Genomic DNA, 26,852 nt, shown 5'->3' on the forward strand with positions numbered 1-26,852 from the left:
GGACTATCACGATGGGCAAACGTCACCCCAACCTCCCCGCTTGGCAATGGCGGGCGTACCCGAACAATCACCAGCATCCGACCAATCTGGTGTTGCACCTGATTGCCGTGCCGCTGTTCATCCTGGCATTTTTGCTGATCGTTTCCGGGGTGTTCAGCCTGAATCTTGGGAACGTCGCCATCGGCATTGTCGGCCTGCTGGCAGCCCTGGGTTTGCAGCGTCATGGTCACAGGCTGGAGGCGCAGGCCTCCGAGCCATTCAGTGATCGCAAGGATGCGGTGTCGCGCTTGCTGGTGGAGCAGTTCCTGACGTTCCCGCGCTTTCTCTTCAGTGGCCGCTGGTGGCGCGCCTGGTGCGAACGCCACCGCCATAAAGATCGTTAAGCGAAAATCGTCACGGTCTGTCGGCTGAGGGCAATCAACTCGCCCTCCTGGTTCCACAACGCGGCGGCGGCATGCCCGTATCCATCACGGGCATGCTCGATTTCCACATGGTACTTGCACCAGTCCAGCGTGCTCACGGCCAGCAAGGGCTGTACGAATTCGATGGTCCAGGTCAGGGTACTGCCTGCCGCGGGCTTCGCCAGGTGCGGCAACAAGGCCGGTGGCCAGGCGTCCACCAGCGCCAGAATGTGCGCTTCGCTCACCGGCTCATCCTTCACGTCGCCGCGCAAGCGAACCCAGCCCCCCATGTCCCGGGACTTGTTGCCGGTGAACGGCATGCCACCGACACCCCAGCGCATCGCCAGGTGGCGCATGAACTCAGGCATCACGCCGTTGATGTAGGGCAGCTCCTGGCAATCGTCCCAATGCATCATCTCGGGTGCCGGCAGGGCCGTCACCGCGATTTCGGAAGGACGCGAGGCACCGAAGCTGCCCTGCACCACAGTCACCACCTGACCATTTTGCAGTGCTCGACCCAGTACCTGGCTGACCGCCTTGCCTTCACGCAAGACTTCCACTTCGAAGCGGATGGGAACACCGGGCTCGGCCGGACCGACAAAGGTGATCGCCAACGAGCGCACCGGGCGTTCGGCCGGCACTTTCGCGCGCATGGCTTCGTACTGCAGCGCGGCCACCAGGCCACCGAAACTGGCGCGGCCCTGCCCCCACTGCGCCGGTATCACCAGCTCATCAGGCGAGTTGCGCACGGCGTCGAGTAATTCTGAAAAGCGCATGAACACCTCAAGGCTAGGAAAAGACTAACGGATCTTAACCAGCCTTCGCCCCTGGTACAGCGCCTATTCCGGCCAAAGAAACGGACAGATAGGCCGGATGCTCGGGCAATGCCCCATGTTCAAGACTTGAAACAGGCCGCACTGAGTTTGTCGAGCACTCGATCGGCACGGCTTTCAGCCGTGGCCATGGTCACCTTCCAGCCCGCCACGCAGGGCGACAAGTCGGGCTCATGCTCGGCCCGCGCCAGCCATTGCAAACAATCATGCCAATCCCCCAGGGCGCCTTGTGCCGCCTTGAGCCGTGCCGTGGCGGCCGCCGGCAGGCGATCCAGCTCGGGGTAGGCTTCGATGGCATAGCGCACCCGCTTGATCAACAGACGCAGGCGGTGGCGGTCGTGGGCGGGATCGTGCAGGGTGTCATCCAGGGTTTTCCACTGCTTGGCCAGACGCTTCTCGATACGCCTGCGCAAGCCTTTAAGCAACCCCTGGCGCTCACAGGCGCGTAGAAAACGCGGAAACGCGTCGAGGATCATCATCAACTGCGCCAGCTGCGGGCTGTCCGCTACCGCCGGGTACGCCTGGCTCATCTGCAGCATGCGATGCTCGGCCGCTTGCCGCTGCCCATGCTGCAGCAGATAGACAGCCAGCACTTCACGGTCGCGCAGAGGGGTCGTCAGGGTGCCGACCGCCGCCGCGGCCGCCTCCAGTTGCTCAACCCCGGGCAAGCCCCGCAAGGCTCGCAACAGGCTGCGCAAACGGCGAACCGAGATGCGCAAGTCATGCAGCGCTTCGGCGTCGGTGCTCGCACTCAGCCGGGCCTGACAGGCCAGCAAACGCACCTCCAGCCCCAGGACCCGGGACACTAACCGATCTACCAACGCAGACATCGTCTTCTCCCAGGCCAGGCATCCACACCAGAGCACAAGCATAGGCCCATACTGGGCCGGCTACCTGGCACCTGTATTGCGCCAGGTCATGGATGGCTCAACGACCCGCGCGGGACTCACGGATATAGAAGCGCGCCTTCTGGGCCTTGTTGGCGCAACCTTCGAAGGCCTCGAACTGCTGCTGGGTCTTGGCCCCGGTCAGCAACGACAACGCCTTGGAATAACTCACGGTACCGGCAAACCCTTCGGCCTTGGCCAGATCCAGCTCTTTCCAGGCCGCATCCAGTTGGCTACCACAACTGTCACGGTAGGCGGTTTTACCCGCGCAACCGGCAAGTACCAACGCAATCAATGGCAGACAGATCCAGGCTTTCATCAATAACACCTCAAGGTAAAAAAACAATCATGCGGGGTAAGACGGTCAACGCGGCCAAAAGTGCCTTGCAGCGTCGCTGGAAACTATAGCGTCCGCCAGGGCACTCATGTGCCGTCATCGAATGTCGAAAAAACGACGCGCATCATGCACGCCCGATCAACATGATTGAAGCACGCCCCTCGATGGGTGCATTGTTGAGGCCTGTTTGACGTAAGGACGAGTACATGAAAAAGCGTGTCGCACTGGTGCTGGGCTCAGGTGGCGCCCGGGGCTATGCCCATATTGGGGTCATCGAAGAAATTGAACGCCGTGGCTACGACATTGCCTGTGTTGCCGGCTGCTCCATGGGCGCGGTGGTCGGTGGCATTTATGCCGCCGGCAAACTCAACGATTACCGCGACTGGATCGAAAGCCTGGACTACCTCGATGTGCTGCGCCTGGTGGACGTGAGTTTTCGCCTGGGCGCCATTCGTGGCGAGAAAGTCTTCGGGCAAATCCGCAAGATCGTCGGCGAGATCAACATCGAACAATTGCGCATCCCCTACACGGCGGTGGCCACGGACCTGACCAACCAGCAGGAAATCTGGTTCCAGGAAGGTTGCCTGCACCAGGCCATGCGTGCCTCGGCGGCCATTCCGAGCCTGTTCACGCCCGTCATGCAAGGCAACCGCATGCTGGTAGACGGCGGCCTGCTCAACCCGCTGCCAATCGTGCCGGTGGTGTCGAGCCATTGTGACCTGATCATCGCGGTCAACCTCAACTCCACCAACCAGAAGCATTACCAACTGCCGGTGATCCAGCGTCCCGCCGCGTTCAAAAGCCGGTTCGACAGCCTGATCAACTCCGTGGGTTCGCACCTGCCGTTTCGCCGTAAACAAGCCGAACAATTGCTGCTGCTGGAACAGGAAGCACTGCGCAGTGAGGCCGCCGAGATCAATCCGTGGATCGAGTCCCCCGACCCCGAAGCCCAGCAACCCGCCGCGGGCCCGGAAAACGAAGGCGCTCCAAAATCCGCCACGGGGTCGTTCATCATCGACAACGTCGGTCCGGCCTCGCTGCTGGACTTGATCAACCAGAGTTTCGAGGTGATGCAAACCTCCTTGGCGCAATACAAGATCGCCGGTTACCCACCGGACATCCTGATCAACGTACCGAAACGGGTCTGCCGGTTCTTCGAGTTCTACAAGGCGCCGGAACTGATCGCCCTGGGACGGGAAATTGCCCGCGACACCCTGGATCGCTACGAGAACGAGCGCGACTGAGGAGACCGCATCCCGGGCGGGATCATTGGCTCCCCTCGCTCAACAACCGATACCCCACCCCCGCCTCGGTCAGGATGAACCGGGGTCGGGTCGGGTCGTCTGCCAGCTTCTGCCGCAGGTGCCCGACCACGATCCGCAGGTAATGACTGTCCTCGACATGGGTCGGGCCCCAGATATCCTTGAGCAGTTGCTGCTGAGTGATAACCCGCCCGGCATGGCGCGCCAATTGCGCCAGCACGGCGTACTCCTTGCGGGTCAACGCCACCTCGGCACCATCGAGCAGCACCCGTCGGTACGCCAGGTCCACGGTCAACGGACCGAAGGACAACGCCGCCTCCCGGGCTTCGCCCGCGGGAGCCTGACGCAACAATGCACGGACCCGCGCCAGAAACTCCTGAATGCCGAACGGCTTGGTCACATAGTCGTTGGCGCCGCCGTCCAGGGCTTCGACTTTCTGCCCTTCGCTGGCGCGCACCGACAGCACCAGCACCGGCGCCGTCGACCATTCGCGAAACTCGCGCAGCACTTGCTGGCCGTCCATGTCGGGCAGGCCGAGGTCGAGCACCAGCAGGTCCGGTTTGTTCAGCGCGGCCTGGGCCAGGCCTTCGTTGCCGGTGCCGGCTTCAAGCACTTTGTAGCCCTGGGAGGCCAGGCTGATGCGCAGGAATTTGCGGATCTGCGGTTCATCGTCAATGACCAGGATGGTCGCGGTCTGGCTCATGGATTCACATCAATAAGAGAAAATGGCAAACAAAGAGCCGCAAGCGTAGCGCAGGTCGCATCAAGCTTCACTGTCCATCCCCGGCTGCTCCTGCAACGGCAGGTGAATGGTGATGCAGGTGCCGCGCCCGTCAATGCCGTCGGCCACGCTGATTCGCCCACCGTGCGCACCGACCATGCCCTGACAGATCGCCAGGCCCAGGCCCGTCCCCTGCCCCCCTCTATCACCCCGGGCGGCGGTGTAGAACATGTCGAAGATCTTCGCCCGCTCTTCCTCGGGAATACCCGGGCCTTCATCACTCACGGAGAAAAACAGTTCGCTGTCGCCGACACCGGCACTCAGTTGCAAGCGGCCATGGACCGGTGAAAAGCGTGCGGCGTTTTCCAGTATGTTGACCAGCGCCTGCTCGATCAATGCCGCATGCACAAAGAGCAGCGGCAGCTCACCCGGCACCTCGGTGCTCACCTGCAAGGGTGCCAGCACCGCGCGCAGGCGGTTAAGCGAGCTGCCGACGATATCGGCAGGCGACACCCAGTCCCGCGCCAGCTTCAATGCGCCGTGCCCCAGGCGCGTCATGTCCAGCAGGTTCTGGATGTAGCGATCCAGACGCTCGGCTTCATCCCGGGTACCTTCAAGCAACTCGCGACGATCCGCCAACGGAATCGCCTCACCCAATGCCAGCAAGCTGTCGATGCTGCCGCGCATGGAGGTCAGCGGCGTGCGCAGATCGTGGGATACCGAAGCCAGCAGAGCACTGCGCAGTTGTTCGGTTTCACCGTGCAGGCGTGCCGCTTCAAGGTCTTCGGCCAACTGGGCACGGGCCAACGCTTGAGCCAGCGGTTGGCTCAATGCGGTCAGCAACCGCCGGCGCTGGCCACTGAGCGACTGTCCCTCCTTCGGGCAAACACCGAGCAGGCCCAACGGCCCGTCGTCGATCGACAACGGCCACCACCACCAGCGGCCGAACGGCAAGGTGCCCGTGCCCATACCGGCCGGTTGATCATGCTGCCAGGCCCAATCGGCCGCGGCGCGCTCGGCGTCGGAAAACTGCAACGGACCACCGGCTTCGACCTTCCAGCCCGCCTGCCCGTCACGATTGACCAGGCACAGTTGCATATCGCTCCAGCCCACCAGGTGCTGCGCGGCCGCGCTGACCACGGCCTGCCGGTCGGTGGCCGCAGTGAGTTTGCGCGACAGGTCGAGCAACTCGCTGGTTTCCTCCTGGGTGTCGCGCAATGCCTGCAACTGTCGCCGCTGGCGCGCCGCCAGGTTGCCGGTGAGCGCCGCCATCAACAGGAAAAACAGCAACGTCAGCACATCCTCTTCACGCTGGATCGCGAAGGAGAAGGTCGGTGGAATAAACAGAAAGTCGTAGGTCAGAAAGGACAACGCCGCGCACGCCAGCGCCGGCCCCAGGCTGCTGCGCACCGCCACCAGCAACACCGCCGCAAGGAACACCAGCGAAATGTTCGGCAACGGCAGCAGGCTCGACACCGCCCACGCAATACCCGTAGCCAGCACCGTTGCCAGCAGCGCCAGCGCATAGTCGAACCAGACCAGCGACTGCACCGAACGCTGACGTGGCTGGAACTGTTGCTCGTCGCTGTCCAGAACGTTGATTTCCAGACCTCGGGCATTGCGCAACAAGCGCGACGCCAACCCGCCGCCCAACACTCGACGACGCAGGCGCGGGCGCGACTGACCGACCAACAGCAGGCTGGCACGCCGCTCGGCGGCGTGCTGGATCAGGGTTTTCGCCACTTCACCGGCGCGCAGCAGTACCACCTCCCCGCCCAGCCGTTCCGCCAATTGCTGGGCATTTTGCAGCCGCAAGCGCGACTGTTCATCGCCCACGCGGCCGTTATCCACGTGCACCAGGCTCCAGGGCAAATGCCGGCGCTGCGCAACCCGACTGGCGTGACGCACCAGGCGCTCAGCCTGGGCATCGCCGTCCACCCCCACCAGCAAGCGACCACGTACCGCGGGGGCCGCCTGCCCCAGCTGTCGATAGCCGCGACTGAGGTCATCATCGACCTGGGCCGCCGCCGTTTGCATGGCCAGCTCACGCAGCGCGGTGAGGTTGGTCTGGGTGAAGAAGGCATCAATAGCCGCCCGCGCCTGTTCGGGCACGTAGACCTTGCCGTCACGCAGGCGCTCCAGCAGTTCACGCGGAGGCAGGTCGATCAACAGCAGCTCGTAGGCTTCCTGCAGCACCCAGTCGGGCAAGGTTTCACGCACTTGAACGCCGGTGATACCGCGCACCTGATCGTTGAGACTTTCAAGGTGCTGGACATTGACGGTGGTGTACACGTCGATCCCCGCCGCAAGCAGCTCCTGGATGTCCTGCCAGCGCTTGGCATGCCGGCTGCCGGGGGCATTGCTGTGTGCCAGTTCATCCACCAGCACCAGTTTCGGCCTGGCCTTGAGCAGGCCGTCGAGGTCCATTTCCTCCAGCATCACGCCACGGTATTCGGAGCGCACCAGGGGTTGCTGCGCCAAGCCGGCGAGCAGCGCTTCGGTCTCGGCGCGACCATGGGTTTCCACCACCCCGGCGATGACTTTCACGCCCTGACGCAACTGGGTGTGGGCGGCCTGCAGCATGGCGTAGGTCTTGCCGACACCGGGGGCGGCGCCCAGAAAAACCTTGAGTCGACCGCGACCGTCGCGGGGCAGTTCAGCTAGCAGTGCATCGGCGCGGCCGGAGTCGCTCATCAGGGTCTCTTTCTTTCAGGTTGTTCGTTCCCGGGTTTGGCGCGGGAATGCAGAGCGGGACGCTCGGCGTCCCGGTCAATCACGTTTCTACAATGCTTCCAGTGCCCGGTTCAACTCCAGCACATTGACCACTGGTGGTCCCACCAATGGCTGTTCGATGTGGGCATCGAGCAACTGTTGCAAGGTGGCAACCGGCACATCACGCGCTGCTGCCACCCGCGCCAGTTGATAGGTAATCGCGGCAGGTGGCAAGTGTGGATCGAGGCCACTGCCGGACGTGGTCAGCAACGCCAGGGGAACCGGCCCCTGGCCTGGGACCAACTGTTTGTTGGCGTCGTCGATCACCCGCATCGCCAAGGCCGGATTGCTCGGCGCTAGGTTGCTGGCGCCGCTGGCAACCGTGGCAAACGCACCGGCCGATGGCCGTGGGTGGAACCAGGCGTCACCGACGAAATCCTGGGCGATCAGGGAAGAGCCACGAACCTTGCCATCGGCATCACGCACCAGGCTGCCATTGGCCTGATCGGGGAAGGCGACCTGGGCGATACCGGTCACCACCAGTGGATAAGCGACGCCCGTGACCAGCGTCATCAGGACCAGCAGGCTCAAGGCCGGACGAATCATTGTGGACATGTCAAAAACCTCAATTCAGGGTGAACGCCACGCCCTGGGCGCGGCGTGCAGCAGTTACACCAGGTGCAGCGCCGTCAGCAGCATGTCGATCAGCTTGATGCCCACGAACGGCACCACGAGGCCACCCACGCCGTAGATCAGCAGGTTACGACGCAACAGATGCGCCGCACTCGCGGCCTGCACACGTACCCCGCGCAACGCCAGCGGGATCAATCCAACGATGATCAGGGCGTTGAAGACGATGGCCGACAGAATCGCGCTCTGGGGACTGCTCAAGTGCATGATGTTCAGCACGCCCAGCTGTGGATAAATCGAAGCGAACAAGGCCGGCAGGATCGCAAAGTACTTGGCGACGTCGTTGGCGATGGAGAACGTCGTCAGCGCACCACGGGTAACCAGCAACTCTTTACCGATCTGCACCACGTCCAGCAGCTTGGTCGGATCGCTGTCGAGATCGACCATGTTCGCCGCTTCGCGAGCGGCCTGCGTGCCGTCGTTCATCGCCATCCCGACATCCGCTTGAGCCAGTGCAGGAGCATCGTTGGCGCCGTCGCCACACATGGCCACCAGACGACCGTCGTTTTGCTCGTGACGAATGCGGGCGAGTTTTTTCTCGGGTGTGGCCTCGGCCAACACGTCATCCACGCCGGCTTCAGCGGCAATCGCGGCGGCGGTCAACGGATTGTCGCCGGTGACCATGACAGTGCGAATCCCCAGCTTGCGCAGCTCGGCGAAACGCTCACGGATACCCGGCTTGACCACGTCCTTGAGGTGGATCGCGCCGAGCAACTTGCCATCGGCACACACCAGCAACGGCGTACCACCGCTCTGGGCGATCTTGTCGATTTCCCGGGACATCGGCGGCAGCATGTCGGCACGCGTCAGGCCAACAAACGCCAGCACCGAATCCACGGCCCCCTTGCGATAGACACGGCCTTGATAGTCAACACCGGACAAGCGGGTCTCGGCGCTGAATGGCACGGCGGTCAGCGCCTCAGCGGACGGCTCGGCCTGTGGATAAAGGCCGCGCAGGTACTCGACAATCGACTTGCCCTCGGCCGTGTCATCGGCCAGCGAGGCGAACAGCGCCCCTTCGGCCAGCTCCTTGGAGCTGACACCAGGCGCTGCGTAAATAGCGCTGCAACGACGGTTACCGAAGGTGATGGTGCCGGTCTTGTCCAGCATCAACACATGCACGTCACCCGCGGCTTCCACCGCACGACCGGATTTGGCGATGACGTTCAAGCGCACTAAGCGGTCCATGCCGGCAATACCGATGGCCGACAGTAAGCCACCGATGGTGGTAGGTATCAGCGTCACCAACAGTGCCACCAGAAACACCAGCGGCAGGTTGCCACTGGCGAAGTGGGCGAACGGCTGCAGGGTCACGACCACCACCAGGAAGATCATGGTCAGGCCGATCAGCAGAATATCCAGCGCCACTTCGTTCGGCGTTTTCTGCCGCTTGGCACCTTCCACCAGCGCGATCATGCGGTCCAGGGTCGACTCACCCGGGTTGGCGGTGATGCGCACCAGCAACCAGTCGGAGACCAACCGGGTATTGCCGGTGACTGCCGAACGATCACCGCCGGACTCACGAATCACCGGTGCGGATTCGCCGGTAATCGCCGCTTCGTTGACCGCCGCGATGCCCTCGATCACTTCACCGTCACCGGGAATCATCTCCCCGGCTTCAACCCGTATCACATCGCCCTTGCGCAATGAGCTCGCTGGCACGACCTGAAAGCGGCCATCAGCTTGTTTGCGCCGCGCGCTCAGGCCTTCGCTGCCGGCCTTGAGGCTATCGGCGCGCGCCTTGCCACGACCTTCGGCCAGCGCCTCGGCGAAGTTGGCGAACAACACGGTGAACCACAGCCACAGGGCAATTTGCGCCGCGACAAAGGATGGCACCGCCGTGTCCGGGATAAAGCACAACACCGTGGTGAGGATGGCCGTCAGTTCGACCACCAGCATCACCGGCGAACGCTTGAGCTGCCGCGGGTCCAGCTTGACGAACGCTTGCACCAGCGCCGGTCGCCACAGGGCCGAAATCGAGGTTTTCGGTGCCTCGGCCAATTGGGCGGGGGCGGCTTGTTTTGAGGCAGGAACGTGCATATTCATGATGGATTCCTTAGAAGCCCATGCTCAGGTGATCAGCGATAGGACCCAGCGCCAGGGCCGGCAGGAAGGTCAAGCCACCCACCAACAAAATGGTCACGGTCAGCAAAGTGACGAACAGCGGGCCATGGGTAGGGAAGCTGTTCTGGCCAATCGGCGCGGCCTTCTTCATCGCCAGGCTGCCGGCAAGCGCCAGAACCGGAAGGATGTAGCCGAAGCGCCCGATCAACATGCCCAGCCCCAGCATCAGGTTGTGGAACGGCGTGTTGGCACCCAGGCCGGCAAAGGCGGAGCCATTGTTGGCGCTGGCCGAGGTGTAGGCGTACAGCAACTGGCTGAAACCGTGGGGGCCGGGGTTACTGATGGTGGCTGCCGGGCCAGGCAGGCTTGCCGCCAGGGCACCAAGCACCAACACGCCAACCGGCATCACCAGCAAGGTCACCACCAGCAACTGGACTTCCCTGGCCTGCAATTTCTTGCCCAGGTATTCCGGTGTGCGCCCGATCATCAGGCCGGCAAGGAACACGGCGATCAGGACGTTGAGCAACATGCCGTAGAGGCCGGCACCGACACCGCCGAAAATCACTTCGCCGACCATCATGTTGACCAGTGCAACCATGCCGCTCAGTGGGTTGAGGCTGTCATGCATGCCGTTGACCGAGCCGTTGGAGGCGGCCGTGGTGGTCACCGACCACAGCACGGTCGCGGTGGTCCCGAAGCGTGCTTCTTTGCCTTCCAGCGGTGCGGCTTGCTCGACCGCTGCATTGCTCAGGCTAGGGTTCGGCTGGTTTTCAGCCCACAGCGACACTGCACCGCCGATCAGGAACAGCGCGAGCATGCAGCCGATGATGGCCCGGCTTTGGCGCAGATCCTTGACGTAATGCCCGAAGGTGAACACCAGCGCTGCGGGAATCAGAATGATCGAGGCGACCTCGAACAGGTTGCTCCAGGCCGTGGGGTTCTCGAACGGATGCGCCGAGTTGACACCGAAGAAGCCACCACCGTTGGTACCCAGTTGCTTGATTGCAATCTGGCTGGCCGCAGGCCCCAGTGGAATCACCTGGTCAACGCCCTGCACGGTCAGCGCATTCACATACTGCGCGAAGGTTTGTGGCACACCCTGCCAGACCAGGAACAACGCCAGCAGCAAGCACAGCGGCAACAACCCATAGAGCGTGGCGCGGGTCATGTCGACCCAGAAGTTACCGAGGGTTTGCGCCGATTTGCGACTGATACCGCGGCACAACGCAACCAGTACCGCCAGGCCGGTGGCCGCACTGACGAAGTTCTGCACGGTCAGGCCAACCATCTGGCTCAAGTAGCTCAGGGTGGCCTCACCGCTGTAGGACTGCCAGTTGGTGTTGGTCATGAAGCTGACCGCGGTGTTGAAGGCCTGGGTCCACTCCTGTCCCGGCAAATGCTGCGGGTTGAGCGGCAGGTAGTTCTGGAACAGCAGGATCGCGAACAACAGCAAAAAGCCCGCGAGGTTGAACGCGAGCAACGCCAGGGCATACTTCTGCCAACTCTGTTCACGCTTCGGGTCGACCCCGGCCACGCGATAACAGCCGCGCTCCACCGGCCCCAGAACCGGCGTCAGCCAAGTGCGCTGGCCTTCCATCACCTTGTAGTAGAAGCGCCCCAGAAACGGTGCCGGCACCAGCACCACGGCAAAGAAGGCAAGGATCAGCCAATAGTCATAACTGTGCATAGCCGCTCCTAGTGCTGATCCGCGCGCAACAGCGCGACCAATAGATAGATGAACAGTCCAACCGCCAATAGCAGGGACACCCCGTCCAGAACGCTCATGGAATTTCTCCGTCATACGGCGATTGCCGCGTGTGGAGGCATTGTCCGCAGGAAGGCTGTAAAGGAGCGAGAGCGAGGGGGTGGGCGTGACATAAAGAAAGCGTAAAGAGTGGCTTTATGGCTTTGTTACAGCGGATGGAACCCGGCCATCGCTAGCCAGCGTGCTCCGGGCGAAACCATGCCGATCGGACGTTGAAGAGGTCAACCTCGCAGAAACGGCCTAGAATGGAACCACTGAGAAACGCAGTGACTCAAAATGGATAAGCACGGCGTTGACGCCTGCACTTAAGGAGAGCCCTATGCCCTGGTATGGCTGGTTGATTCTGATACTTGCAATCGGCTCGATCGTCGGTGGCCTGATGCTGCTGCGCGACACCGCGAACAAGGTGGAGCTGACCGATGAACAGCGTAAGCGCGTGGCTGAGCGTAATGCGGAAATGGACGCCAAGGACGCTCAGGATCGCTGATTGAAAAACGTGGCGAGGGAATTGCCCCCTCGCCACGACATTCTCTACACCTGCCAATCCGCCTTGGCGATGTGCAGTCCGTGCTGCCCTTTGTAAGCCGCCCGTTCAGGCTGGTGCCAGCCGTCGAGCAGGTCATCGTCCAGGCGATAGATTTCCACCCCCAACGGCCGGCAGACGCTTAACGGGTCTTGCGCCTCAGGCCCCCACATTGCCAGCGACAAATCGCCTCCCGGGCAGGTCGACAACGCACACAGCAAGTCGATCTCGGCAAAGAACTCCAGGTAGTCGCCCTTCTGCGCCGGACAAGCCTTCATGAAATACAGGTCATCGTGGTTGAGCCCCGTGCATTGGAAGATGTTCAGCACGTCATGCACGTCGAACTCGGTCAAGCCATGGGGCAGTACCGCGCGGGTCAGGTTCGAATGGCAATGGTGATGAAAGTCCTCGCCCGTGAGCATTTTGTTCACGTAAGGATCGCAACGCGTGCCCAGCAGATCGTGCAAGCGACCACCGTGCTCGTCGATGCCGTAATGGGCCAGACTGTCGTCGGTAATCGTCACCAAGGGTCGTAGAAACGGCAGGTTCGACCAGAGCCGATCATGGGTGCTGACATGCGCGCCCTGCAGTTGCCGGGTTCGCGCGGCCCACAGTCGCTCACGGGGGTCATGGGCATTCCAGACGTTGAAATCCCCCACCTGCGGGCCGACGGGTGTGGTCACCCGAAACACATGGCCTGCCGGCACATGCCAAGCCCGCCCACTGCGAATGGGCACCTCGAATTGCTCGATCAGGGTGCGACCTTGGGGCGTATCGCGTATCCGCTCGTAAAAGGCCGTATCGACCTGCAACGCAGAGCCTTTGCTGACCTGATAAGCGGCGGGATAGTCTTTGTACATGGCGACAGTCCTTGATCAGTGGCGAGCAGGAGGGTTAAACACCGCGAGCAGTTGCTGCTCGGAGTCGTCGAGGTAGTCGCTCAGTGCCTCCAGGGCACCGGACCTGTTGCCCTCAACCAGCAATTCGTGAATACGCCGGTCGCGATCAAGCCACGGCGCCTGGAAACGTGACTCATCCGGCGCCGCGCAGAACACCAGACGCAATTGCGCAACAATAGTGGTGAAGAACTCGTCGAACAGCGGGCTGCTCAACAAACCGACAATATGTTGATGGAAACGCAGGCTGTGGGTAGCGACCGCCCGCCAGTCCTCGCGCTCGCGAGCCAGTTGCGAGACCTCGATCGCCTCAAGCATGTGATCGGCCTGGTACTCGCACAGGGGCCGGCCGGCGATGATCGCCTGAAGCTCCAGCGTACGCCGGACCTTGAACAGATCGCGCACCTGTTCCGCCCCCGGCTGGCGAACCATCACGCCCTTATGCCGTACATACCGGGTGAGACCTTCCTGCCCCAGGCGGTGCAGCGCTTCACGGATGGTGTTGCGCGAAGCGTTGTAAGCGAGCACCAGGTCCGCTTCTACAAGCGCCTTGCCTGGAAGCAAACGGCCACCAATGATGTCGGCACGCAACTCCAATGTGATGTGGTCTGCCAGGGACAATTCGCTACTCATACTCATTACCTCGCAATTGTTGAACAATCGTCAGTCAATGAGTAATCACTATTCGTGCCACCTGTTTGTACGCGTTGCTGACACGTTGGACGCATCTGCATGCTTATAGAAGTAAAAGTACAGTCACCATCTTATTTACCTTGGTTAAGATGGCGCATCGCCGTGGAGATTTTCAGATGCGCTACTCGCAGGACCATAAAGCCCAGACCCATCAGCGCATTATCAAGGAAGCCGCTGCACGCTTTCGCCGCGACGGTATCGGCGCCACCGGCCTGCAACCTTTGATGAAAGCCCTGGGCCTGACCCACGGTGGCTTTTACTCTCACTTCAAGTCCAAGGACGAGTTGGTGGAGAAAGCCCTGCAAGCGGCCGGTGAGGAAGTCAGTGTCCGTTGCGCGCAGCTTTTCGCCGAAAACCGCCCCCTGGAAGCCTTCATCGACGCCTATCTGTCCGAGTGGCACCGCTCCTCTCCCCATGAGGGCTGCCCGTTGCCTACCATGTCTTCGGAGCTGGGCTTGCGTGGCCAGGCCAGTCCCACCAGCGACGCGGTACTCAATGCGCGACTCGAACAGGTCGAGCACGCGCTGGACACAGAGAATGCCGCCGACCAAAGCCTGATCATCATGTCGACCCTGGTCGGCGCATTGCTGTTGTCACGCAGTGTCGAAAACCCGGAGCTGGCCCGGCAGATCCTCGATGTCACCCGCGAACATCTTAAAAAACAGGTCGAGTGAAGAGCGCCCTTACTTGTAGCGCGAAGCCGCCGTATTCCTGGACAGGTTCGGCCCCATCACGTGGCGCGCGGTAACAAAAGCTTCCCAGTCCGCGGCATCGGGTAGCGAAGGAATGGTGACCAGTTCCCCCTGATCGAACCCGGACAACGCCGCATCGACCATCTCCCCAGCCTCCATGACCATCTCCGCCGGTATGGCACTGGCGTCGATCCCTGAACGCTCCCAGATTTCGGTACGCGTCACACCCGGCAAAACAGCCTGGACCTGAACACCCGAACCATTGAGCTCCGCGTTGAGGGACTGCGTCAGGCTCAGCACGTAAGCCTTGCTCGCACTGTAGGTCGCGTTGAAACGCTCAGGGAACAGGGCAACCACCGAGGCAATGTTAATAATGGCTCCTCTGCCGGCTTGTGCAAAACTCGCCGCGGCCGCCGAGGCCAAACGCGTCACCGCCACCACATTGAGCTGAATCATCCGCTCCAGTTGATCCAGGTCTGCGTCCGCCAAAGTCCCATCGGCCGCAACACCGGCGTTGTTCAGCAGCAGGCTGATACTCGCATCATTGCGCAGGCGCTGCTCGACGCCAATCACATCCGCCTTGAGCGTCAGGTCCGCCTTCAACACCTCCACCTGCACGCCATGCTCAGCCCGCAAGCGCATTGCAGCACTTTGCAGCCGTTGTTCATCGCGAGCCACCAATAGCAAGTCAAAACCACGAGCCGCCAAGCGCTCGGCGTAGATAGCGCCTATGCCAGAAGAAGCCCCGGTAATCAGCGCTGTACCTTTGGACTGAACAGAATTCATAGCCGTACTCCTGGAAGATGCCATAGGAAACCTGGATGCCCCCACTCGCGGAATGCCGAATGGGTTGGCGGATTGATTATAGGCATGATCCAACGACAATATTACACTCGTAATATTTCATTTCAGACAAATGGCGACGTGGCGTCACTTCACAGAGACTCAACCGTCAGACACAAAAAAGGCCGATCGATGACCGGCCCTGCACCCCCATCTACGTATCAGTTCACTGCAACCTTGTCGCGATTCTTGTCCAGGATCGCCTTGCCAATACCCTTGACCTCCAGTAACTCGTCCACCGATGTAAATGGACCATTACTTTCACGATGCGCAACAATCGCCTTGGCTTTGGCCTCACCGATTCCCTGGAGATCTCGCTGTAAGGTCACGGCATCCGCCTTGTTCAAATCAACCTTTGCGGACCCGACCGACGATACCGCCTGCACCGTCGCCGGTGCAGCACCCGCGTCTGTTTTTGCCGCTGGCGCCGCCAGTGCGGTAGTGGAAAGGCTGGTCATCAGGGCGAAAACCAGAGAGTGGAAGTAACCTGTACGCATAAGTGACACTCCATGACATCGTTAGGGAAGAAGCAGCTTTACGAGGCTGCCTCCCAAACCTAGGTCATGGGGCGATTCTGTCAAAAATGTGTCCGTTGCAGAATGTGTAACAATCAGGCGACGGCAAATATCTTTCAGATCGAATCATCCTGTGAAGATCACATCACTCGATTGAGTTGCATGGCTGTGGGACATTTGCTCATCAGGTATCAGTCGCCAAAATACCGAAACGAAAACTTGCTACATCGACAACTCGCATCCATACAAGCGCTCCGAAATTCACAAGCCCAGCGTCACTCAAGCCGTGGGTGGGCTCGCCTATTTTTTGGAAAGATAACATTATGGCCAACGTCCCTATTCTGATCACCGGCGGTGCCGGATTCATTGGTTCACCTCTGACAGAATCCTTAATCGTAAAAGGCTATCCGGTCCGAATTCTCGATAACTTGAGCACTGGAAAACGACATAACTTACCAATGGGCAATCCATGGGTGTAATTGATCGAAGGTAATGTCGCCGACGCAGAATTAGTATCACACGCGATGAAAGGCCGTAAGGCAGATCTTTGCATCTAGCGCCGTTATATATGGCAATAACGGTGAAGGAGAGGCCATCAATGATGGACACACCCAAGCTACCATTAAGACCCTATGCCTTGGACAAACTGGCAAGTGAGCACTACTTAGACTTCTATCGTCGGGCACACTCACTCGAACCCACTATATTTCGCTTCTTTAATATATTCGGCCCACACCAAGACCCTTCTTCACCATATTCAGGCGTCATCAGCATCTTTAGCGAGCAAGCACAGAAAGGCTTGCTTCCAGCCTGCTCGTGCTGGCGACATACGACACTCAAGAACCGACAATAGCTGCCTACTACAACGATTTATTTTTCAGACACTACACCAATGAGTGTCGGAATATCAAAACTCCTGAGCGCCCAAAAAAACTAAAATATAAAAGACCGAACAGTACAAAGCCAGAGATACTAGAAACACACCATCCACCTTCATAGGTGGCCCACAGAACTTACTGCACTGCGAACTGCGACCCTGTTCTAACACCTAAACCCTAAGAAATCTAAAGTCATAAAATCAATTTAGCTTGCGCAACCCGTACTTGCCAATGCATACGGGCTACGCAATATTCTAAAACGCTTACAACCAGGCTCCAAAAACCAAATCAAGACACTCAACATCAAGCCCAACTCACTACCACCCAAAACTCAAGGGTCAAGGCGCTTTTGTTGATATATCCAATCGACTATGTCACCGTCTGGCGCATAACCACTCACGGTATCGCGTAATAACTGACGAACCCGTGAGTAATCATCTTGATCGACAGCGTGAAGCAATTCAGCCAATTTTACCTTGAGAACATCCCAAGGCAGATGATCCTCATTAGCACACATGATCATCGGGTGCTGAGTGGCTGCAACATTGTCACCAATCAATAACTCTTCATAAAGCTTTTCACCTGGTCGAAGCCCGGTAAACTCGACAGCTATATCTCCGTGAGGATTTTTCTCTGAGCGTACACTTAACCCTGACAAATGAATCATCTTTTCAGCCAGCTCTACAATCCGTACTGGCTCACCCATATCCAATACAAAAACATCCCCTCCTTGGCCCATGGATCCTGCCTGGATTACCAACTGAGCCGCTTCAGGGATAGTCATGAAGTAACGTGTGATTTTTGGATGGGTAACCGTCAATGGCCCACCCGACTTTATCTGTTTGTGAAAAAGCGGAATTACCGAACCGGAAGACCCCAAGACATTACCAAAACGCACCATTGTAAAGCGAGTCTTGTTTACTTGTGAAACACTGGAACCATCTCCAAATAGAACCGGTGCCAGTTCCTGACTTAGGGCTTGCAGGGTGAGTTCAGCCAAACGCTTAGTGCTCCCCATAACATTGGTGGGGCGAACAGCTTTGTCAGTAGAGATCAATACAAAATTCGCAACACCAACTTGCAACGCAGCCTGAGCGGTATTGAGCGTACCCATGACATTGTTCAGCACACCCTCCGCAATATTGTGCTCCACCATTGGGACATGTTTATATGCTGCGGCATGGTAAACCGTGTTGACATGCCATACTTTCATTACATCACGCAACTTTTCCTGATTGCGTATGGATCCAAGTATTGGTAACACCCTTACCGACAACGACTCACGTAAAACACGCTGCTCCAACTCTGACAAGATGCTATAGAGGTTAAACTCACTGTGCTCGAACAGCAGAAGTAGCCTCGGGCGCTGTGTCAGTATCTGACGACACAGTTCCGAACCGATCGACCCACCGGCACCCGTCACCAATACGACCTGATCTTTAATACAGTGCTCAAGCAAGTCCGACTGAGCAGGCACCGAATCGCGACCGAGCAAGTCGGCGATGTCAACTTCCTGGATGTCATCAACTTTTACCCGCCCGCTCGCCAAGTCCATAAATCCTGGCACGCTACGAACATGTAGAGGAAACCCTTCCAAGAACCCCAAAATCTCTCTACGACGGGCCCGATTTGATGACGGAATAGCCAGTAGAATCTCTTGAGCTCCAGTGGAATCAATCATTTGCTGGATGTGCTTTGGCTTGTAAACCTGAAGGCCTGAAATAACGCGGTCAGCTATTCCGCTATCATCATCAATGAACGCCACCGGTCGCATGACGCGCCCCATCCGTAACGCCGCGACAAGCTGATTGCCCGCTGCACCCGCACCATAAATGGCAACACGAGTGAGCCCGTCATCACGACTCGCAAAAGGAACATGTCGCGCTGCGGCAACCCAATCTCCAAGAAAATACTGACGCATGGCCAAACGCAAGCCACCGACCATCATCAGGCTTAGCCACCAGTAGTTGAATATTATTGAGCGCGGAACAACGCTTTGATGATTGCTATACCAATAAACTACTATTCCCAAAATCAGTGCCGACAGTGTTACTGCCTTGATAATTGCAATCAACGCATCATTGCCAAAATAGCGCATAACTGCTCGATACATACCAAACCGTATGAACAGTGGGATAGCAACGACAGGTGCGCTAACGAACAACCAAGTGTGGTGAGTCAACGGGTTAATGATTTCATCCACCCCCAGGCGCACTACAAATGCCATCCACAGAGCAAGCCAGACCAACAACGTATCGGTGAGGACTTGAAGCAGCCGCTTCTGGCGACGGGGCAAGCCCAGAAGGAACGCTCTCAATCTATCCATAAATCCTCCGAACACCTTACCCACTCCAACATAAATGCCATTGTATGTGTATCTGATAGCCAATGAGTACGCTTCATTAACGCGCTTCCAGCATCCCTGCGTTGTATTTGATCGCCACGATGACCAAAGGAACGTAAGCAACTAGCAATGCAGCAGCCCCATCCAGGATGTCCGTCGTCACGCAATAGGCTAACGGAAGCAACCAAAAGATATTGATTACTCCGACCGCCAACGATACCGGTCGGTGCTTGCCGAGTTGACGTGATGCAAATTGATAGGCGTGACTGCGGTGCGCCTCGTAAACCTTTTCACCTCTAAATAGCCGGCGTATCAATGTCACTGTCGCATCAACGATAAAGACACCGAGCAGAATCAACCAAACCCAGAAGAAATCAGGGTATACAGAAGCCGCCTCCAATGAAAAAATGGCCAGGATGATCCCGAGGAAGCCGCTCCCTGCGTCCCCCATGAAAATTCGCGCCGGAGGGAAGTTCCAGTAGAGAAAGCCAAGCACGGCGAAAGCAAGCAGCAAGGGCCCCCAGACTAACTCAGTGAAACCACTGACCCAATAAAGAAGGGCCGCTGCCAGACAAACCGTTACCGCCTCAATACTGGCAATACCATCGATGCCGTCCATGAAGTTATAAAGATTCAGCATCCAAACCAAGTACAACGCGGCTATAACGTAACCGAACGCCCCAAGATCTAATCGCAGCCCAAACAACGACAATGGTGGCAAACCTGCGACCCAGTACAAAGCCCAACAGGCGGCACTAAAGTGTCCTAGCAATCGCCACCGGGCAGCAATGTGACCATGGTCATCCAAAAAACCCAGCACCGCGATACCCGCTCCCGCGCCGAGCAGACCAACCGTATGTTCCCAAGACAGCAGGTCCTCAAAGGCTAGAAACGGTAGAAATACAAGAAAACTCAATACAATAGCTACCCCTCCGCCTCGGGGCGTGGGGATAGAATGTGAGCTACGATCATTCGGTACATCGATAAGACTATGCGAGAGTGCATAGCTACGAAGTCTCCCAGTCAAAAAAAGAGAACACAGGAAAATAATAGGTAATACGAACCAGACGCTCATGGATTACGGGTTCCTAGATAATGCTTGGCCGTGTTAAGCAATGCATTGTCAACACTTACCGGTGGGATCCAACCTAAGAGTTCTCGATTTTTGCTAATATCAACTTCAAGCGAACCGCAAAGGCGATCTGTTATTTTTTCTTTGCCCAAGAGCCGCGCGATCCCCCTCATCAAGCTCACTGGAAAGGGTAACAGGGTTGCCTTTTTCCCGAGTGCTTTCGCCATCTTCTCCAACAACTCGGGCGTGGACAAGTCCTCCCCGTCACTGACGAGAAATACCTGATTGGCTGCCGCTGGGTGCCTCGTACAAAGAGCAATGAAATCGACGAGATTTTCGAGAGATACAAAACTTCTTTTATTATCAATTGATGAGAATGGAAGAGGTATACCCTTATCAACAAACTTCATCATACTGAGAAAATTTGCTTTAACACCGGGCCCATATACCAATACAGGTCTGATGATCACAACCTCCATGCCCGTTTCGGTGGAAATTTTCAACAAGCCACTTTCGGCCTCAAACTTAGAGATGCCATACTCATCAACTGGCTGTACCGGTCCATCAGCCGTATACTGATTCCCAAGAGTTGTTTCTTCGCCATTAACTTTTATTGAGCTTATGAAAATAAAGCGTTTTACACCAGACGCGGCTGATTGGCTCGCAAGATTCAACGTACCTTCGACATTCACCTTTCGGAACTCAGACAACGGGTCCAACGCAGTTTCAGTCATGACGTGTACGCGCGCCGCCGAGTGAATGACCACGTCAACCCCATCAAGTGCGTGGGTCCAGGACTGCGTTGAATTCAGGTCATCGAACAATACCGAGTCATAAGCCGCGCCTGAAAAAGCAGAACGCGTTCGGGTCGCTACACGGACACTGTATTCTTGACGGTCGGACAGGTAACGTAAAATCGCCCCCCCGACAAACCCTGTCGCGCCGGTCAGCAGTATTTTTTTACTTAAATTTTCCATTCACTCACCGAAACTACAATAGCGCAGAAACTGACTTCATCTCTAAAAATCATGCGAAGTAACCCATCAATCGCTGATTAACAATTGCTGCATCAAAATCATGCTGCGCAATCTTATAGCTCTGTAACCCCATCGTTTCTATCTGGTCTGGATTATTAATGAAATACATCATTTTTTCAGCTAAATCCTTCGCCGACCATGGTGGTACTATAAAGCCGTTAACACCGTTGACGACGGTATCCCTACAGCCTGGCACGTCCGTTGTGATAACCGCTCGACCAACGGCCATTGCCTCCTGAGTACTTCTAGGAACACCTTCCCGGTAGGATGGCAAGACAAACACGCTCGAGTCCGTAATCCAACTCACGACGTCTTCAACATGGCCTCTGTGGTCAACCAATCCTTCATCGATAAGAGAGCGAACGCCGTCGGCATTCAACCCGCCTGGATTAGTTTCATCGAGACCGCCCAACATGACAAACTGAGCGTCAGCACATTGCGCTTTGACTAACCGTGCTGCCTCAACAAATTCATTTACCCCTTTTTCAGCCAACAAGCGCCCGATAAATATGAAGCTAACTGGACTTTTAGGAGGGGTAGAATAAGGATAGTCTGAAAGTTTTAGCCCTATACCACCAAGCACACTAACGGTAGATACTTTTATTCGATATCGCTCAACCAGGTCGGCACAATCGTCTTTATTCAAAAACACCAAGCGTTCAAGAAACGGAAAGGATGCCCTGTAAAGAAAAACCTGTATTTTCTTTAACAATCTAGCCTTTAACGAGGCGCCACCTGGCTGCTCCGTAAAGACATAACCGAGGCCCTCGAGCATTGCCAAACGGCGCTTTACCCCTGCCAACTTAGCCGCTAGGGTTCCAAAAATCACTGGCTTCGCGAAATAGCTAAATACAATATCAGGTGCAATATGCTTTAGTTGCCTGGATAACTTAAAAGTATTGACAAGATCACCTAACGGGTTCAACCCGGCACGACTAAATTCATAGTCTACCGGCTCGGCCCCAAGCTGCCTGACTTTAGCTCGTGTATCAGTGTCATAATCAAGAGCAAAAGCGAATACTTGATGACCTTCTTTCACCAGCGCTCCGATCAAATCAGCTCGAAATCCGAGAACACAAGCTGCCGTCGTTCCAACTAATGCTATTTTCATTTGACCCAACATCCATTAAAGTCTCGACAGGCTCACAATGGACTTATCCATAATCACAATGCAGCTAGCCCGTTACCCTACCAAAACATGAAACACGAAGCTCATGCACGGAGATCAATACAAGCAAGATAGCATGCCTGCTTTCATGGAGCGATGCTAACCGAGCGCCTGACCCGCAATGCACTCAAGATTGATACAGCTCAATCCATCTCTTGACAACCCTATCCAGAGAATAGTTATCAATCACCCGCTGCCTTGCTCGCTGCCCCATTGCCGTCGCCGATGCCGGATCCATGTTGAGCCCCGATCGTATAGCCTTCGCCAACTCATCTGAATCGCCCGGGGGCACTAAAATCCCCTGATCACCTATCACTTCCTTTACCCCGCCGCAGTCGGAAGCTACAACAACTCTCTCTGCTGACATCGCTTCAGCAACAACGAGACCAAATCCTTCCCACAGAGACGAAAGCACATAGATGTCAGCAGCACCGTAAAAATCTGCGACATCATCTCTTACGCCGAAAAATTTGATTCGTTGGGAAACACCCAGATTATTCGCAAGAGCGACCAGCGTCTCTCTCAGCCCTCCATCGCCAACAATCCAAAGTTTCAAACTACTGTCGTTTTTGCACAAGGTTGCGAAAGCATGGAGTAACCCAGGATAGTTTTTCGCCTCCGCGAAGCGCCCCACAGCAAGAATAACTTTCTCACCAAGTTGTATACCTTCTCTATCCCGAATGGCTACACGTAACGACTCGTTAAACGTAAACCTGTCAGTATCAATTCCGTTAGGGATCATCAGCATCTGACCGGGCTTGATGGCCCCCTTCGCCTCAAATGCCTCAACGGCATCCCGACTGACGTTCGTGGTGACATCGGCAAGAAAGTTTGTGGCTCGATAAGCCAACATCCTCATCCGCCCACCCTCATTTGTATTATGAGCGGTACATACCAACCGCGGAATATAGGTCACGCCCCTCACAAGCCTAGCCAACAGATTGGCATGAACCATATGGCTGTGAACCACATCCGGCTTGAAGGTTTTAATAGTCTTTCGCAAAAGAAAGAAGCTTCGCGCAAGACTGGAAAATGACTTGGTAGTTTGAAAACCCACTGTTTTAAGTGTGGTATTGGTAGGCAATAATGCTGCGCCCCCTGTTAGATAGGCTACCAGGACTTGGTGATTCTCTGAATCAAGACGTTGAGCCAAATCCAGAACCTGGCGTTCGGCGCCACCCACATCCAAACTGGTAATGAAAAATAATATTCTCATGAGAACCTATTGAGCAACGCGTAAAAATAGCATTGAACGGAACGAAGCAAGTATTTAGCCTTAAACAAAAGCTTATTTTCTCGAGCTATTTGCGCCCAGTAAAAAGTTAAAAACCCTTTCGGGTTCCGCCTCAAATTAGAAGAAAAATTCTTAGAATAGCCATCCTCAAGGTAATCACAGAGATAAAGAATGGTATTTGCAAAATAATGAATATTGCCTTCATCTCCAATCTTATTCCAGATATACAATTCTGGAACGAACCTCTCCCCTGAAAAAACAGGAAAAGAATGCATCCGCAATGCTTCAGTTTTAAATATATAGGCAAGATCGCCTTTAAAAAAATGCCCTGCCTCGGTCGGCGTCATGACAACCGGAAAGTCAGAACACTCGACATCACGACCGACAAGCCTCATATCGAAATACGCTTTACGATAACAAAGGCCAACAACATTATCTGTATCGACTTTAGATACCGCTTCGACCACACACTCAACAGCGCTAGAAACTAAAGAATCGTCACTATCAACTATGAAAACCCATGGCGCACCCGCATTGCGCGCCCCTACATTCAAAGCAACATGTTTTCCTGAATTAGCTTGATACAGCACATGTATTTTAAATGGCGCAGCCTTGGAGTACTCAAGCAACAACCGCTGTGTGTCGTCGTGACTCCCATCATCGACTATTAACCACTCGAAGTCCTTGCATGTCTGAGCACAGAGACTTTCGTATAAGCGCGGCAGGGTCGTCGCACGATTATAAGTCGGCGTCAAAATTGTTATCACACCCCCTCCCTCTTCCAATATTTGTTTTTCCCTTCAAACACAACTGCAACCAATGCAAAAAACAAACATATTTCTGCTATGACAAACCCCATCACAACCCCACCTACGCCGTACCAAATCGACAAAAGCGCAGCTAACAGCATAGACATCATAGAGGAAAACATCATAAGGAAACTGGTCGCTTTATCCCTTCCCATTGGGATCAACATACAGAGACCCAATGCCTGATTGGCCAACCTGAATGGAATAATCAAGACAAATATTTTTAAAATGTCACTGGCCACAACGAAACCCGTGCCTAGCACCTTCAAAATCAGAAAGTCCCCAACAAAAAATATAAGCCCCGCCGCCATAAGCCCCGCAAAGAACATCCCAATTACAATCATCCACGACAACCGCATTGTATTGCTTTTGGACAGTTGAAACTGGCGATTCAGGTAGGGATAAAAACCAATCAAAATTGGATTAACAAACCCAACAAAGCCTCTGATTATTTTTTCCGCGGGGACATAAGAGGCAACCGCAACATGCCCAGACGTCACCCCCACCAAAGACGGACCAGCACTCATAAGTATGTTATTGGAACTTTTATAAATGAAAACATGGAAACCCAATTTAATCTGTTCAATCCCGCCCGCAAAACTCAGACAAAATTTTCCAACCCTATTGACACACATCGCATTACCAACCGACGTATTCAACAAACCAAACCCTGCCATAATACCAAGCGCCAATGCAGCATCTTGCTCTCCTTGTATAAAAACATACAACAAAAGCAAACCAACAAAACGCAAAGTAACTTCAACTACAACTACAACAGTGATTTTTTCCAAACCCTGAAAAAACCAAAAGGGGCTGAACCCAAATGCTAGAAAATACAAAAACCCCATAAAAACCAATTCACGGTCATAAAATACCGATCCCTGTACTAGAAAAACAATCACCCCTACCATGGACACAACAAAAAAAATCATCAACTTCGCAGAAAGAACCTCGCCAAAGATGCGCGCAAGCGCGCCCCTTTCATCGCGAGCGATAGCAATCTGTCGCGACCCACTTAAGGAAAACCCATACTCAACGAGCAGTGATGTTAGTAAAGCGACGGATTGGATAAGCACCACCTTCCCATACTCCTGCACTCCAAGGGCCCGCGCCAGCACTGGAATTTCGAGTATAGGAATCAAGTACCCACAAAGCTGCGCCAAAAAAAGCAACCCCATATTTTTTATCAAGTGTCTCAAAGTTATACCCTCTGTGATTCAAGCTCATGAAAACCATCATCAATCACCTCAGGTTTCATGTTTGACAAGCGGGACAACCAAGACAACATAACTGCCCAATACCCCCACTCAGACATCTCAGAGCTTAGTGGATGAAATAACAGAACAAAACAAAAACACAAAACACCAAGAAAAGCTGCGACTCTGAAATAAACACTGGATCCAGGTGCCGCGACACCACTCCACTCTCGCAAAACAAAAACAACAATTGGTGACATTACAACCATTAACAGACCGCACACTCCTAGCACCCCAAGATCACCCAAAATAGCCAAGTAGGTATTATGCACGACCATAGGATCACCATTGAGCAATGATATAGAACTCCCAAACCCGCAACCCAAAGGAAGACAGGCTTCTGCATTTATAACACCATCGGCAATCATTTTTGTTCGAATGGGGTCACCCTCAAACAACCTATTGATCACCAAAAAGGAGTCATCAGTTACAACCTGATAAATCATCTCCGAATTAAAAACAACTACCACACAAGCCAAAACAGCAACAATAGACGCCACACACATGAATCGACCAGTCTTTAGTATAAACTGCAGCACTGCAAACACAGCGACTATTACTGAGAACCACAGAAACCCGGTACGACTTGAATCAGCCAATAGCAAATATACTGCGCCCAGCATTATCAATATAGAACTCACACATTTAAAAAATGGACGAGTACAAACTCCAGCAATAATGAAAGAAACAAAAAAAGCACTGGTTTTCCAGAGGACACCAGGAAACGCAAATACGCTCCCCTGCCGCCCATCTCCTAGCAAGATATAATATTCTGGAAATACATACTTACAGAGAAGAAAAACACACAGCCCGACCAATGTGACAACCGCCGATATGCGGTACAGTTGATCGATACTCAGACACTGCGAACTCTTAAAGATCACAATCATCACAGCATATATAACCAGATACTTTAAAGCCTGATAAGCTGTATATTCATCGGTATTGGTCAAACTGGCGACTAAAAGCGATACGATTAGAACTAAAAAACCGAACGAAACACCAATCAACGCCCAATCAGACCTCAGCTTGCTCCATCCACCAGACAAAAGACCGACACAAAGCACGCCCCCCCAAAGCCCCCAGTAACCCGCTGGAGTAATAATATTTCTCAAATCACCTAACACGATCAATACACATGAGAACAACACAATAAAAAAAGGCATTACTTTTACACCCATCATTTCAACCTCGTCACCCTTGTACCAAGCACACGACCA

Annotated in this window: 25 protein-coding genes and 1 pseudogene; 5 read left to right on the forward strand and 21 right to left on the reverse strand. The window is 55.5% G+C overall.

From position 1 onward, the window contains the following. The first annotated feature begins 11 nt into the window (after positions 1-11). Entirely contained in the window at positions 12-383 is a 372-nt protein-coding gene (locus tag CKW07_RS05170; RefSeq protein ID WP_095143893.1) for an Mpo1-like protein, read from the forward strand. On the opposite strand, the gene CKW07_RS05175 is transcribed toward CKW07_RS05170, so the two are convergent. The 3 genes from CKW07_RS05175 to CKW07_RS05185 form a co-directional block, all read right to left on the reverse strand. Then, positions 380-1,177 carry an acyl-CoA thioesterase II gene (locus tag CKW07_RS05175; RefSeq protein WP_095143894.1) on the reverse strand — a complete coding sequence of 266 codons (798 nt, stop codon included), beginning with the start codon at positions 1,175-1,177 and terminating at the stop codon, positions 380-382. The genes CKW07_RS05170 and CKW07_RS05175 overlap by 4 nt on opposite strands. A gap of 119 nt (positions 1,178-1,296) precedes the next feature. Further along, positions 1,297-2,064: a CHAD domain-containing protein gene (locus tag CKW07_RS05180; protein ID WP_095143895.1), complete on the reverse strand. Its 768-nt coding sequence runs from the start codon at positions 2,062-2,064 to the stop codon at positions 1,297-1,299. 97 nt (positions 2,065-2,161) lie between these two features. Continuing rightward, a complete protein-coding gene (locus CKW07_RS05185) occupies positions 2,162-2,440 on the reverse strand; it encodes a hypothetical protein (protein ID WP_095078641.1) in 279 nt (92 codons plus the stop codon). Between the two features lie 224 nt (positions 2,441-2,664). Here CKW07_RS05185 and CKW07_RS05190 point away from each other — a divergent pair, with 224 nt between their 5' ends. After that, positions 2,665-3,702 (forward strand): patatin-like phospholipase family protein, encoded by a 1,038-nt coding sequence (locus CKW07_RS05190; RefSeq protein ID WP_095143896.1) that lies wholly within the window; start codon positions 2,665-2,667, stop codon positions 3,700-3,702. Positions 3,703-3,724: 22 nt separating this feature from the next. Here the strand turns inward: CKW07_RS05190 and CKW07_RS05195 are convergent, their stop codons facing one another. The 6 genes from CKW07_RS05195 to kdpF all read right to left on the reverse strand — a co-directional run bounded on the left by CKW07_RS05195 (position 3,725) and on the right by kdpF (position 11,692). After that, positions 3,725-4,423 (reverse strand): response regulator, encoded by a 699-nt coding sequence (locus tag CKW07_RS05195; RefSeq protein ID WP_095143897.1) that lies wholly within the window; start codon positions 4,421-4,423, stop codon positions 3,725-3,727. Positions 4,424-4,483: 60 nt separating this feature from the next. After that, complete coding sequence (locus tag CKW07_RS05200; RefSeq protein ID WP_095143898.1) at positions 4,484-7,135, reverse strand: sensor histidine kinase KdpD; 2,652 nt, start codon at positions 7,133-7,135, stop codon at positions 4,484-4,486. Between the two features lie 87 nt (positions 7,136-7,222). Continuing rightward, positions 7,223-7,768: a potassium-transporting ATPase subunit KdpC gene (gene kdpC / locus CKW07_RS05205; RefSeq protein ID WP_095143899.1), complete on the reverse strand. Its 546-nt coding sequence runs from the start codon at positions 7,766-7,768 to the stop codon at positions 7,223-7,225. A gap of 54 nt (positions 7,769-7,822) precedes the next feature. Continuing rightward, positions 7,823-9,889, reverse strand: a complete 2,067-nt coding sequence (kdpB, locus tag CKW07_RS05210; RefSeq protein WP_095143900.1) for a potassium-transporting ATPase subunit KdpB — start codon at positions 9,887-9,889, stop codon at positions 7,823-7,825. A gap of 10 nt (positions 9,890-9,899) precedes the next feature. Further along, the gene (gene kdpA / locus CKW07_RS05215; RefSeq protein ID WP_095143901.1) at positions 9,900-11,594 is read right to left on the reverse strand and encodes a potassium-transporting ATPase subunit KdpA; all 1,695 of its coding nucleotides are present in this window, start codon (positions 11,592-11,594) and stop codon (positions 9,900-9,902) included. Positions 11,595-11,602: 8 nt separating this feature from the next. Then, the gene (gene kdpF / locus CKW07_RS05220; protein WP_019692955.1) at positions 11,603-11,692 is read right to left on the reverse strand and encodes a K(+)-transporting ATPase subunit F; all 90 of its coding nucleotides are present in this window, start codon (positions 11,690-11,692) and stop codon (positions 11,603-11,605) included. Between the two features lie 299 nt (positions 11,693-11,991). On the opposite strand from kdpF, the gene CKW07_RS05225 reads away from it, so the two are divergent. Next, complete coding sequence (locus CKW07_RS05225) at positions 11,992-12,159, forward strand: DUF2897 family protein (RefSeq protein ID WP_095078634.1); 168 nt, start codon at positions 11,992-11,994, stop codon at positions 12,157-12,159. Between the two features lie 44 nt (positions 12,160-12,203). On the opposite strand, the gene CKW07_RS05230 is transcribed toward CKW07_RS05225, so the two are convergent. Then, the gene (locus CKW07_RS05230; protein ID WP_095143902.1) at positions 12,204-13,055 is read right to left on the reverse strand and encodes a DUF1989 domain-containing protein; all 852 of its coding nucleotides are present in this window, start codon (positions 13,053-13,055) and stop codon (positions 12,204-12,206) included. A gap of 15 nt (positions 13,056-13,070) precedes the next feature. Next, the gene (locus tag CKW07_RS05235) at positions 13,071-13,724 is read right to left on the reverse strand and encodes a GntR family transcriptional regulator (protein WP_095143903.1); all 654 of its coding nucleotides are present in this window, start codon (positions 13,722-13,724) and stop codon (positions 13,071-13,073) included. 176 nt (positions 13,725-13,900) lie between these two features. On the opposite strand from CKW07_RS05235, the gene CKW07_RS05240 reads away from it, so the two are divergent. Then, complete coding sequence (locus CKW07_RS05240) at positions 13,901-14,458, forward strand: TetR/AcrR family transcriptional regulator (protein ID WP_095143904.1); 558 nt, start codon at positions 13,901-13,903, stop codon at positions 14,456-14,458. Positions 14,459-14,467: 9 nt separating this feature from the next. On the opposite strand, the gene CKW07_RS05245 is transcribed toward CKW07_RS05240, so the two are convergent. Beyond that, entirely contained in the window at positions 14,468-15,262 is a 795-nt protein-coding gene (locus CKW07_RS05245; protein WP_095143905.1) for an SDR family oxidoreductase, read from the reverse strand. A gap of 218 nt (positions 15,263-15,480) precedes the next feature. Continuing rightward, positions 15,481-15,816, reverse strand: a complete 336-nt coding sequence (locus tag CKW07_RS05250) for a helix-hairpin-helix domain-containing protein (protein ID WP_095143906.1) — start codon at positions 15,814-15,816, stop codon at positions 15,481-15,483. A gap of 341 nt (positions 15,817-16,157) precedes the next feature. Here CKW07_RS05250 and CKW07_RS25635 point away from each other — a divergent pair. Further along, a pseudogene (locus CKW07_RS25635) lies at positions 16,158-16,636 on the forward strand (NAD-dependent epimerase/dehydratase family protein); the annotation flags it as partial. 407 nt (positions 16,637-17,043) lie between these two features. Here the strand turns inward: CKW07_RS25635 and CKW07_RS05260 are convergent. From CKW07_RS05260 to CKW07_RS05295, 8 genes are all read right to left on the reverse strand, one after another. After that, positions 17,044-19,038 (reverse strand): nucleoside-diphosphate sugar epimerase/dehydratase, encoded by a 1,995-nt coding sequence (locus CKW07_RS05260; protein WP_095143907.1) that lies wholly within the window; start codon positions 19,036-19,038, stop codon positions 17,044-17,046. 76 nt (positions 19,039-19,114) lie between these two features. Next, positions 19,115-20,131: a glycosyltransferase family 4 protein gene (locus CKW07_RS05265; protein WP_095143908.1), complete on the reverse strand. Its 1,017-nt coding sequence runs from the start codon at positions 20,129-20,131 to the stop codon at positions 19,115-19,117. Next, positions 20,128-21,105 (reverse strand): SDR family oxidoreductase, encoded by a 978-nt coding sequence (locus tag CKW07_RS05270; protein WP_095143909.1) that lies wholly within the window; start codon positions 21,103-21,105, stop codon positions 20,128-20,130. Before CKW07_RS05270 ends, CKW07_RS05265 begins: the two co-directional genes overlap by 4 nt. A 49-nt stretch (positions 21,106-21,154) precedes the next feature. Then, positions 21,155-22,276, reverse strand: a complete 1,122-nt coding sequence (locus CKW07_RS05275; protein WP_095144068.1) for a glycosyltransferase family 4 protein — start codon at positions 22,274-22,276, stop codon at positions 21,155-21,157. 184 nt (positions 22,277-22,460) lie between these two features. Further along, positions 22,461-23,549: a glycosyltransferase gene (locus CKW07_RS05280; RefSeq protein WP_095143910.1), complete on the reverse strand. Its 1,089-nt coding sequence runs from the start codon at positions 23,547-23,549 to the stop codon at positions 22,461-22,463. Continuing rightward, the gene (locus CKW07_RS05285; protein WP_176465274.1) at positions 23,546-24,334 is read right to left on the reverse strand and encodes a glycosyltransferase family 2 protein; all 789 of its coding nucleotides are present in this window, start codon (positions 24,332-24,334) and stop codon (positions 23,546-23,548) included. Before CKW07_RS05285 ends, CKW07_RS05280 begins: the two co-directional genes overlap by 4 nt. After that, the gene (locus CKW07_RS05290) at positions 24,331-25,554 is read right to left on the reverse strand and encodes an oligosaccharide flippase family protein (protein WP_095143912.1); all 1,224 of its coding nucleotides are present in this window, start codon (positions 25,552-25,554) and stop codon (positions 24,331-24,333) included. The genes CKW07_RS05285 and CKW07_RS05290 overlap by 4 nt, the downstream gene beginning before the upstream one ends. Before the next feature lie 23 nt (positions 25,555-25,577). Further along, a complete protein-coding gene (locus tag CKW07_RS05295; protein WP_095143913.1) occupies positions 25,578-26,816 on the reverse strand; it encodes a hypothetical protein in 1,239 nt (412 codons plus the stop codon). Positions 26,817-26,852: the final 36 nt, after the last annotated feature.

The sequence above is a fragment of the Pseudomonas sp. Irchel s3b6 genome, assembly GCF_900187415.1.
GTDB lineage: Bacteria > Pseudomonadota > Gammaproteobacteria > Pseudomonadales > Pseudomonadaceae > Aquipseudomonas.

What these genes read in the sequence shown, in the direction of transcription:
- CKW07_RS05170 (WP_095143893.1), top strand. Translation starts at nt 12, where the DNA reads ATGGGCAAACGTCACCCCAACCTCCCCGCTTGGCAATGGCGGGCGTAC.
- CKW07_RS05175 (WP_095143894.1), bottom strand. Translation starts at nt 1,177, where the DNA reads ATGCGCTTTTCAGAATTACTCGACGCCGTGCGCAACTCGCCTGATGAG.
- CKW07_RS05180 (WP_095143895.1), bottom strand. Translation starts at nt 2,064, where the DNA reads ATGTCTGCGTTGGTAGATCGGTTAGTGTCCCGGGTCCTGGGGCTGGAG.
- CKW07_RS05185 (WP_095078641.1), bottom strand. Translation starts at nt 2,440, where the DNA reads ATGAAAGCCTGGATCTGTCTGCCATTGATTGCGTTGGTACTTGCCGGT.
- CKW07_RS05190 (WP_095143896.1), top strand. Translation starts at nt 2,665, where the DNA reads ATGAAAAAGCGTGTCGCACTGGTGCTGGGCTCAGGTGGCGCCCGGGGC.
- CKW07_RS05195 (WP_095143897.1), bottom strand. Translation starts at nt 4,423, where the DNA reads ATGAGCCAGACCGCGACCATCCTGGTCATTGACGATGAACCGCAGATC.
- CKW07_RS05200 (WP_095143898.1), bottom strand. Translation starts at nt 7,135, where the DNA reads ATGAGCGACTCCGGCCGCGCCGATGCACTGCTAGCTGAACTGCCCCGC.
- kdpC (WP_095143899.1), bottom strand. Translation starts at nt 7,768, where the DNA reads ATGTCCACAATGATTCGTCCGGCCTTGAGCCTGCTGGTCCTGATGACG.
- kdpB (WP_095143900.1), bottom strand. Translation starts at nt 9,889, where the DNA reads ATGAATATGCACGTTCCTGCCTCAAAACAAGCCGCCCCCGCCCAATTG.
- kdpA (WP_095143901.1), bottom strand. Translation starts at nt 11,594, where the DNA reads ATGCACAGTTATGACTATTGGCTGATCCTTGCCTTCTTTGCCGTGGTG.
- kdpF (WP_019692955.1), bottom strand. Translation starts at nt 11,692, where the DNA reads ATGAGCGTTCTGGACGGGGTGTCCCTGCTATTGGCGGTTGGACTGTTC.
- CKW07_RS05225 (WP_095078634.1), top strand. Translation starts at nt 11,992, where the DNA reads ATGCCCTGGTATGGCTGGTTGATTCTGATACTTGCAATCGGCTCGATC.
- CKW07_RS05230 (WP_095143902.1), bottom strand. Translation starts at nt 13,055, where the DNA reads ATGTACAAAGACTATCCCGCCGCTTATCAGGTCAGCAAAGGCTCTGCG.
- CKW07_RS05235 (WP_095143903.1), bottom strand. Translation starts at nt 13,724, where the DNA reads ATGAGTAGCGAATTGTCCCTGGCAGACCACATCACATTGGAGTTGCGT.
- CKW07_RS05240 (WP_095143904.1), top strand. Translation starts at nt 13,901, where the DNA reads ATGCGCTACTCGCAGGACCATAAAGCCCAGACCCATCAGCGCATTATC.
- CKW07_RS05245 (WP_095143905.1), bottom strand. Translation starts at nt 15,262, where the DNA reads ATGAATTCTGTTCAGTCCAAAGGTACAGCGCTGATTACCGGGGCTTCT.
- CKW07_RS05250 (WP_095143906.1), bottom strand. Translation starts at nt 15,816, where the DNA reads ATGCGTACAGGTTACTTCCACTCTCTGGTTTTCGCCCTGATGACCAGC.
- CKW07_RS05260 (WP_095143907.1), bottom strand. Translation starts at nt 19,038, where the DNA reads ATGGATAGATTGAGAGCGTTCCTTCTGGGCTTGCCCCGTCGCCAGAAG.
- CKW07_RS05265 (WP_095143908.1), bottom strand. Translation starts at nt 20,131, where the DNA reads ATGAGCGTCTGGTTCGTATTACCTATTATTTTCCTGTGTTCTCTTTTT.
- CKW07_RS05270 (WP_095143909.1), bottom strand. Translation starts at nt 21,105, where the DNA reads ATGGAAAATTTAAGTAAAAAAATACTGCTGACCGGCGCGACAGGGTTT.
- CKW07_RS05275 (WP_095144068.1), bottom strand. Translation starts at nt 22,276, where the DNA reads ATGAAAATAGCATTAGTTGGAACGACGGCAGCTTGTGTTCTCGGATTT.
- CKW07_RS05280 (WP_095143910.1), bottom strand. Translation starts at nt 23,549, where the DNA reads ATGAGAATATTATTTTTCATTACCAGTTTGGATGTGGGTGGCGCCGAA.
- CKW07_RS05290 (WP_095143912.1), bottom strand. Translation starts at nt 25,554, where the DNA reads ATGGGGTTGCTTTTTTTGGCGCAGCTTTGTGGGTACTTGATTCCTATA.
- CKW07_RS05295 (WP_095143913.1), bottom strand. Translation starts at nt 26,816, where the DNA reads ATGATGGGTGTAAAAGTAATGCCTTTTTTTATTGTGTTGTTCTCATGT.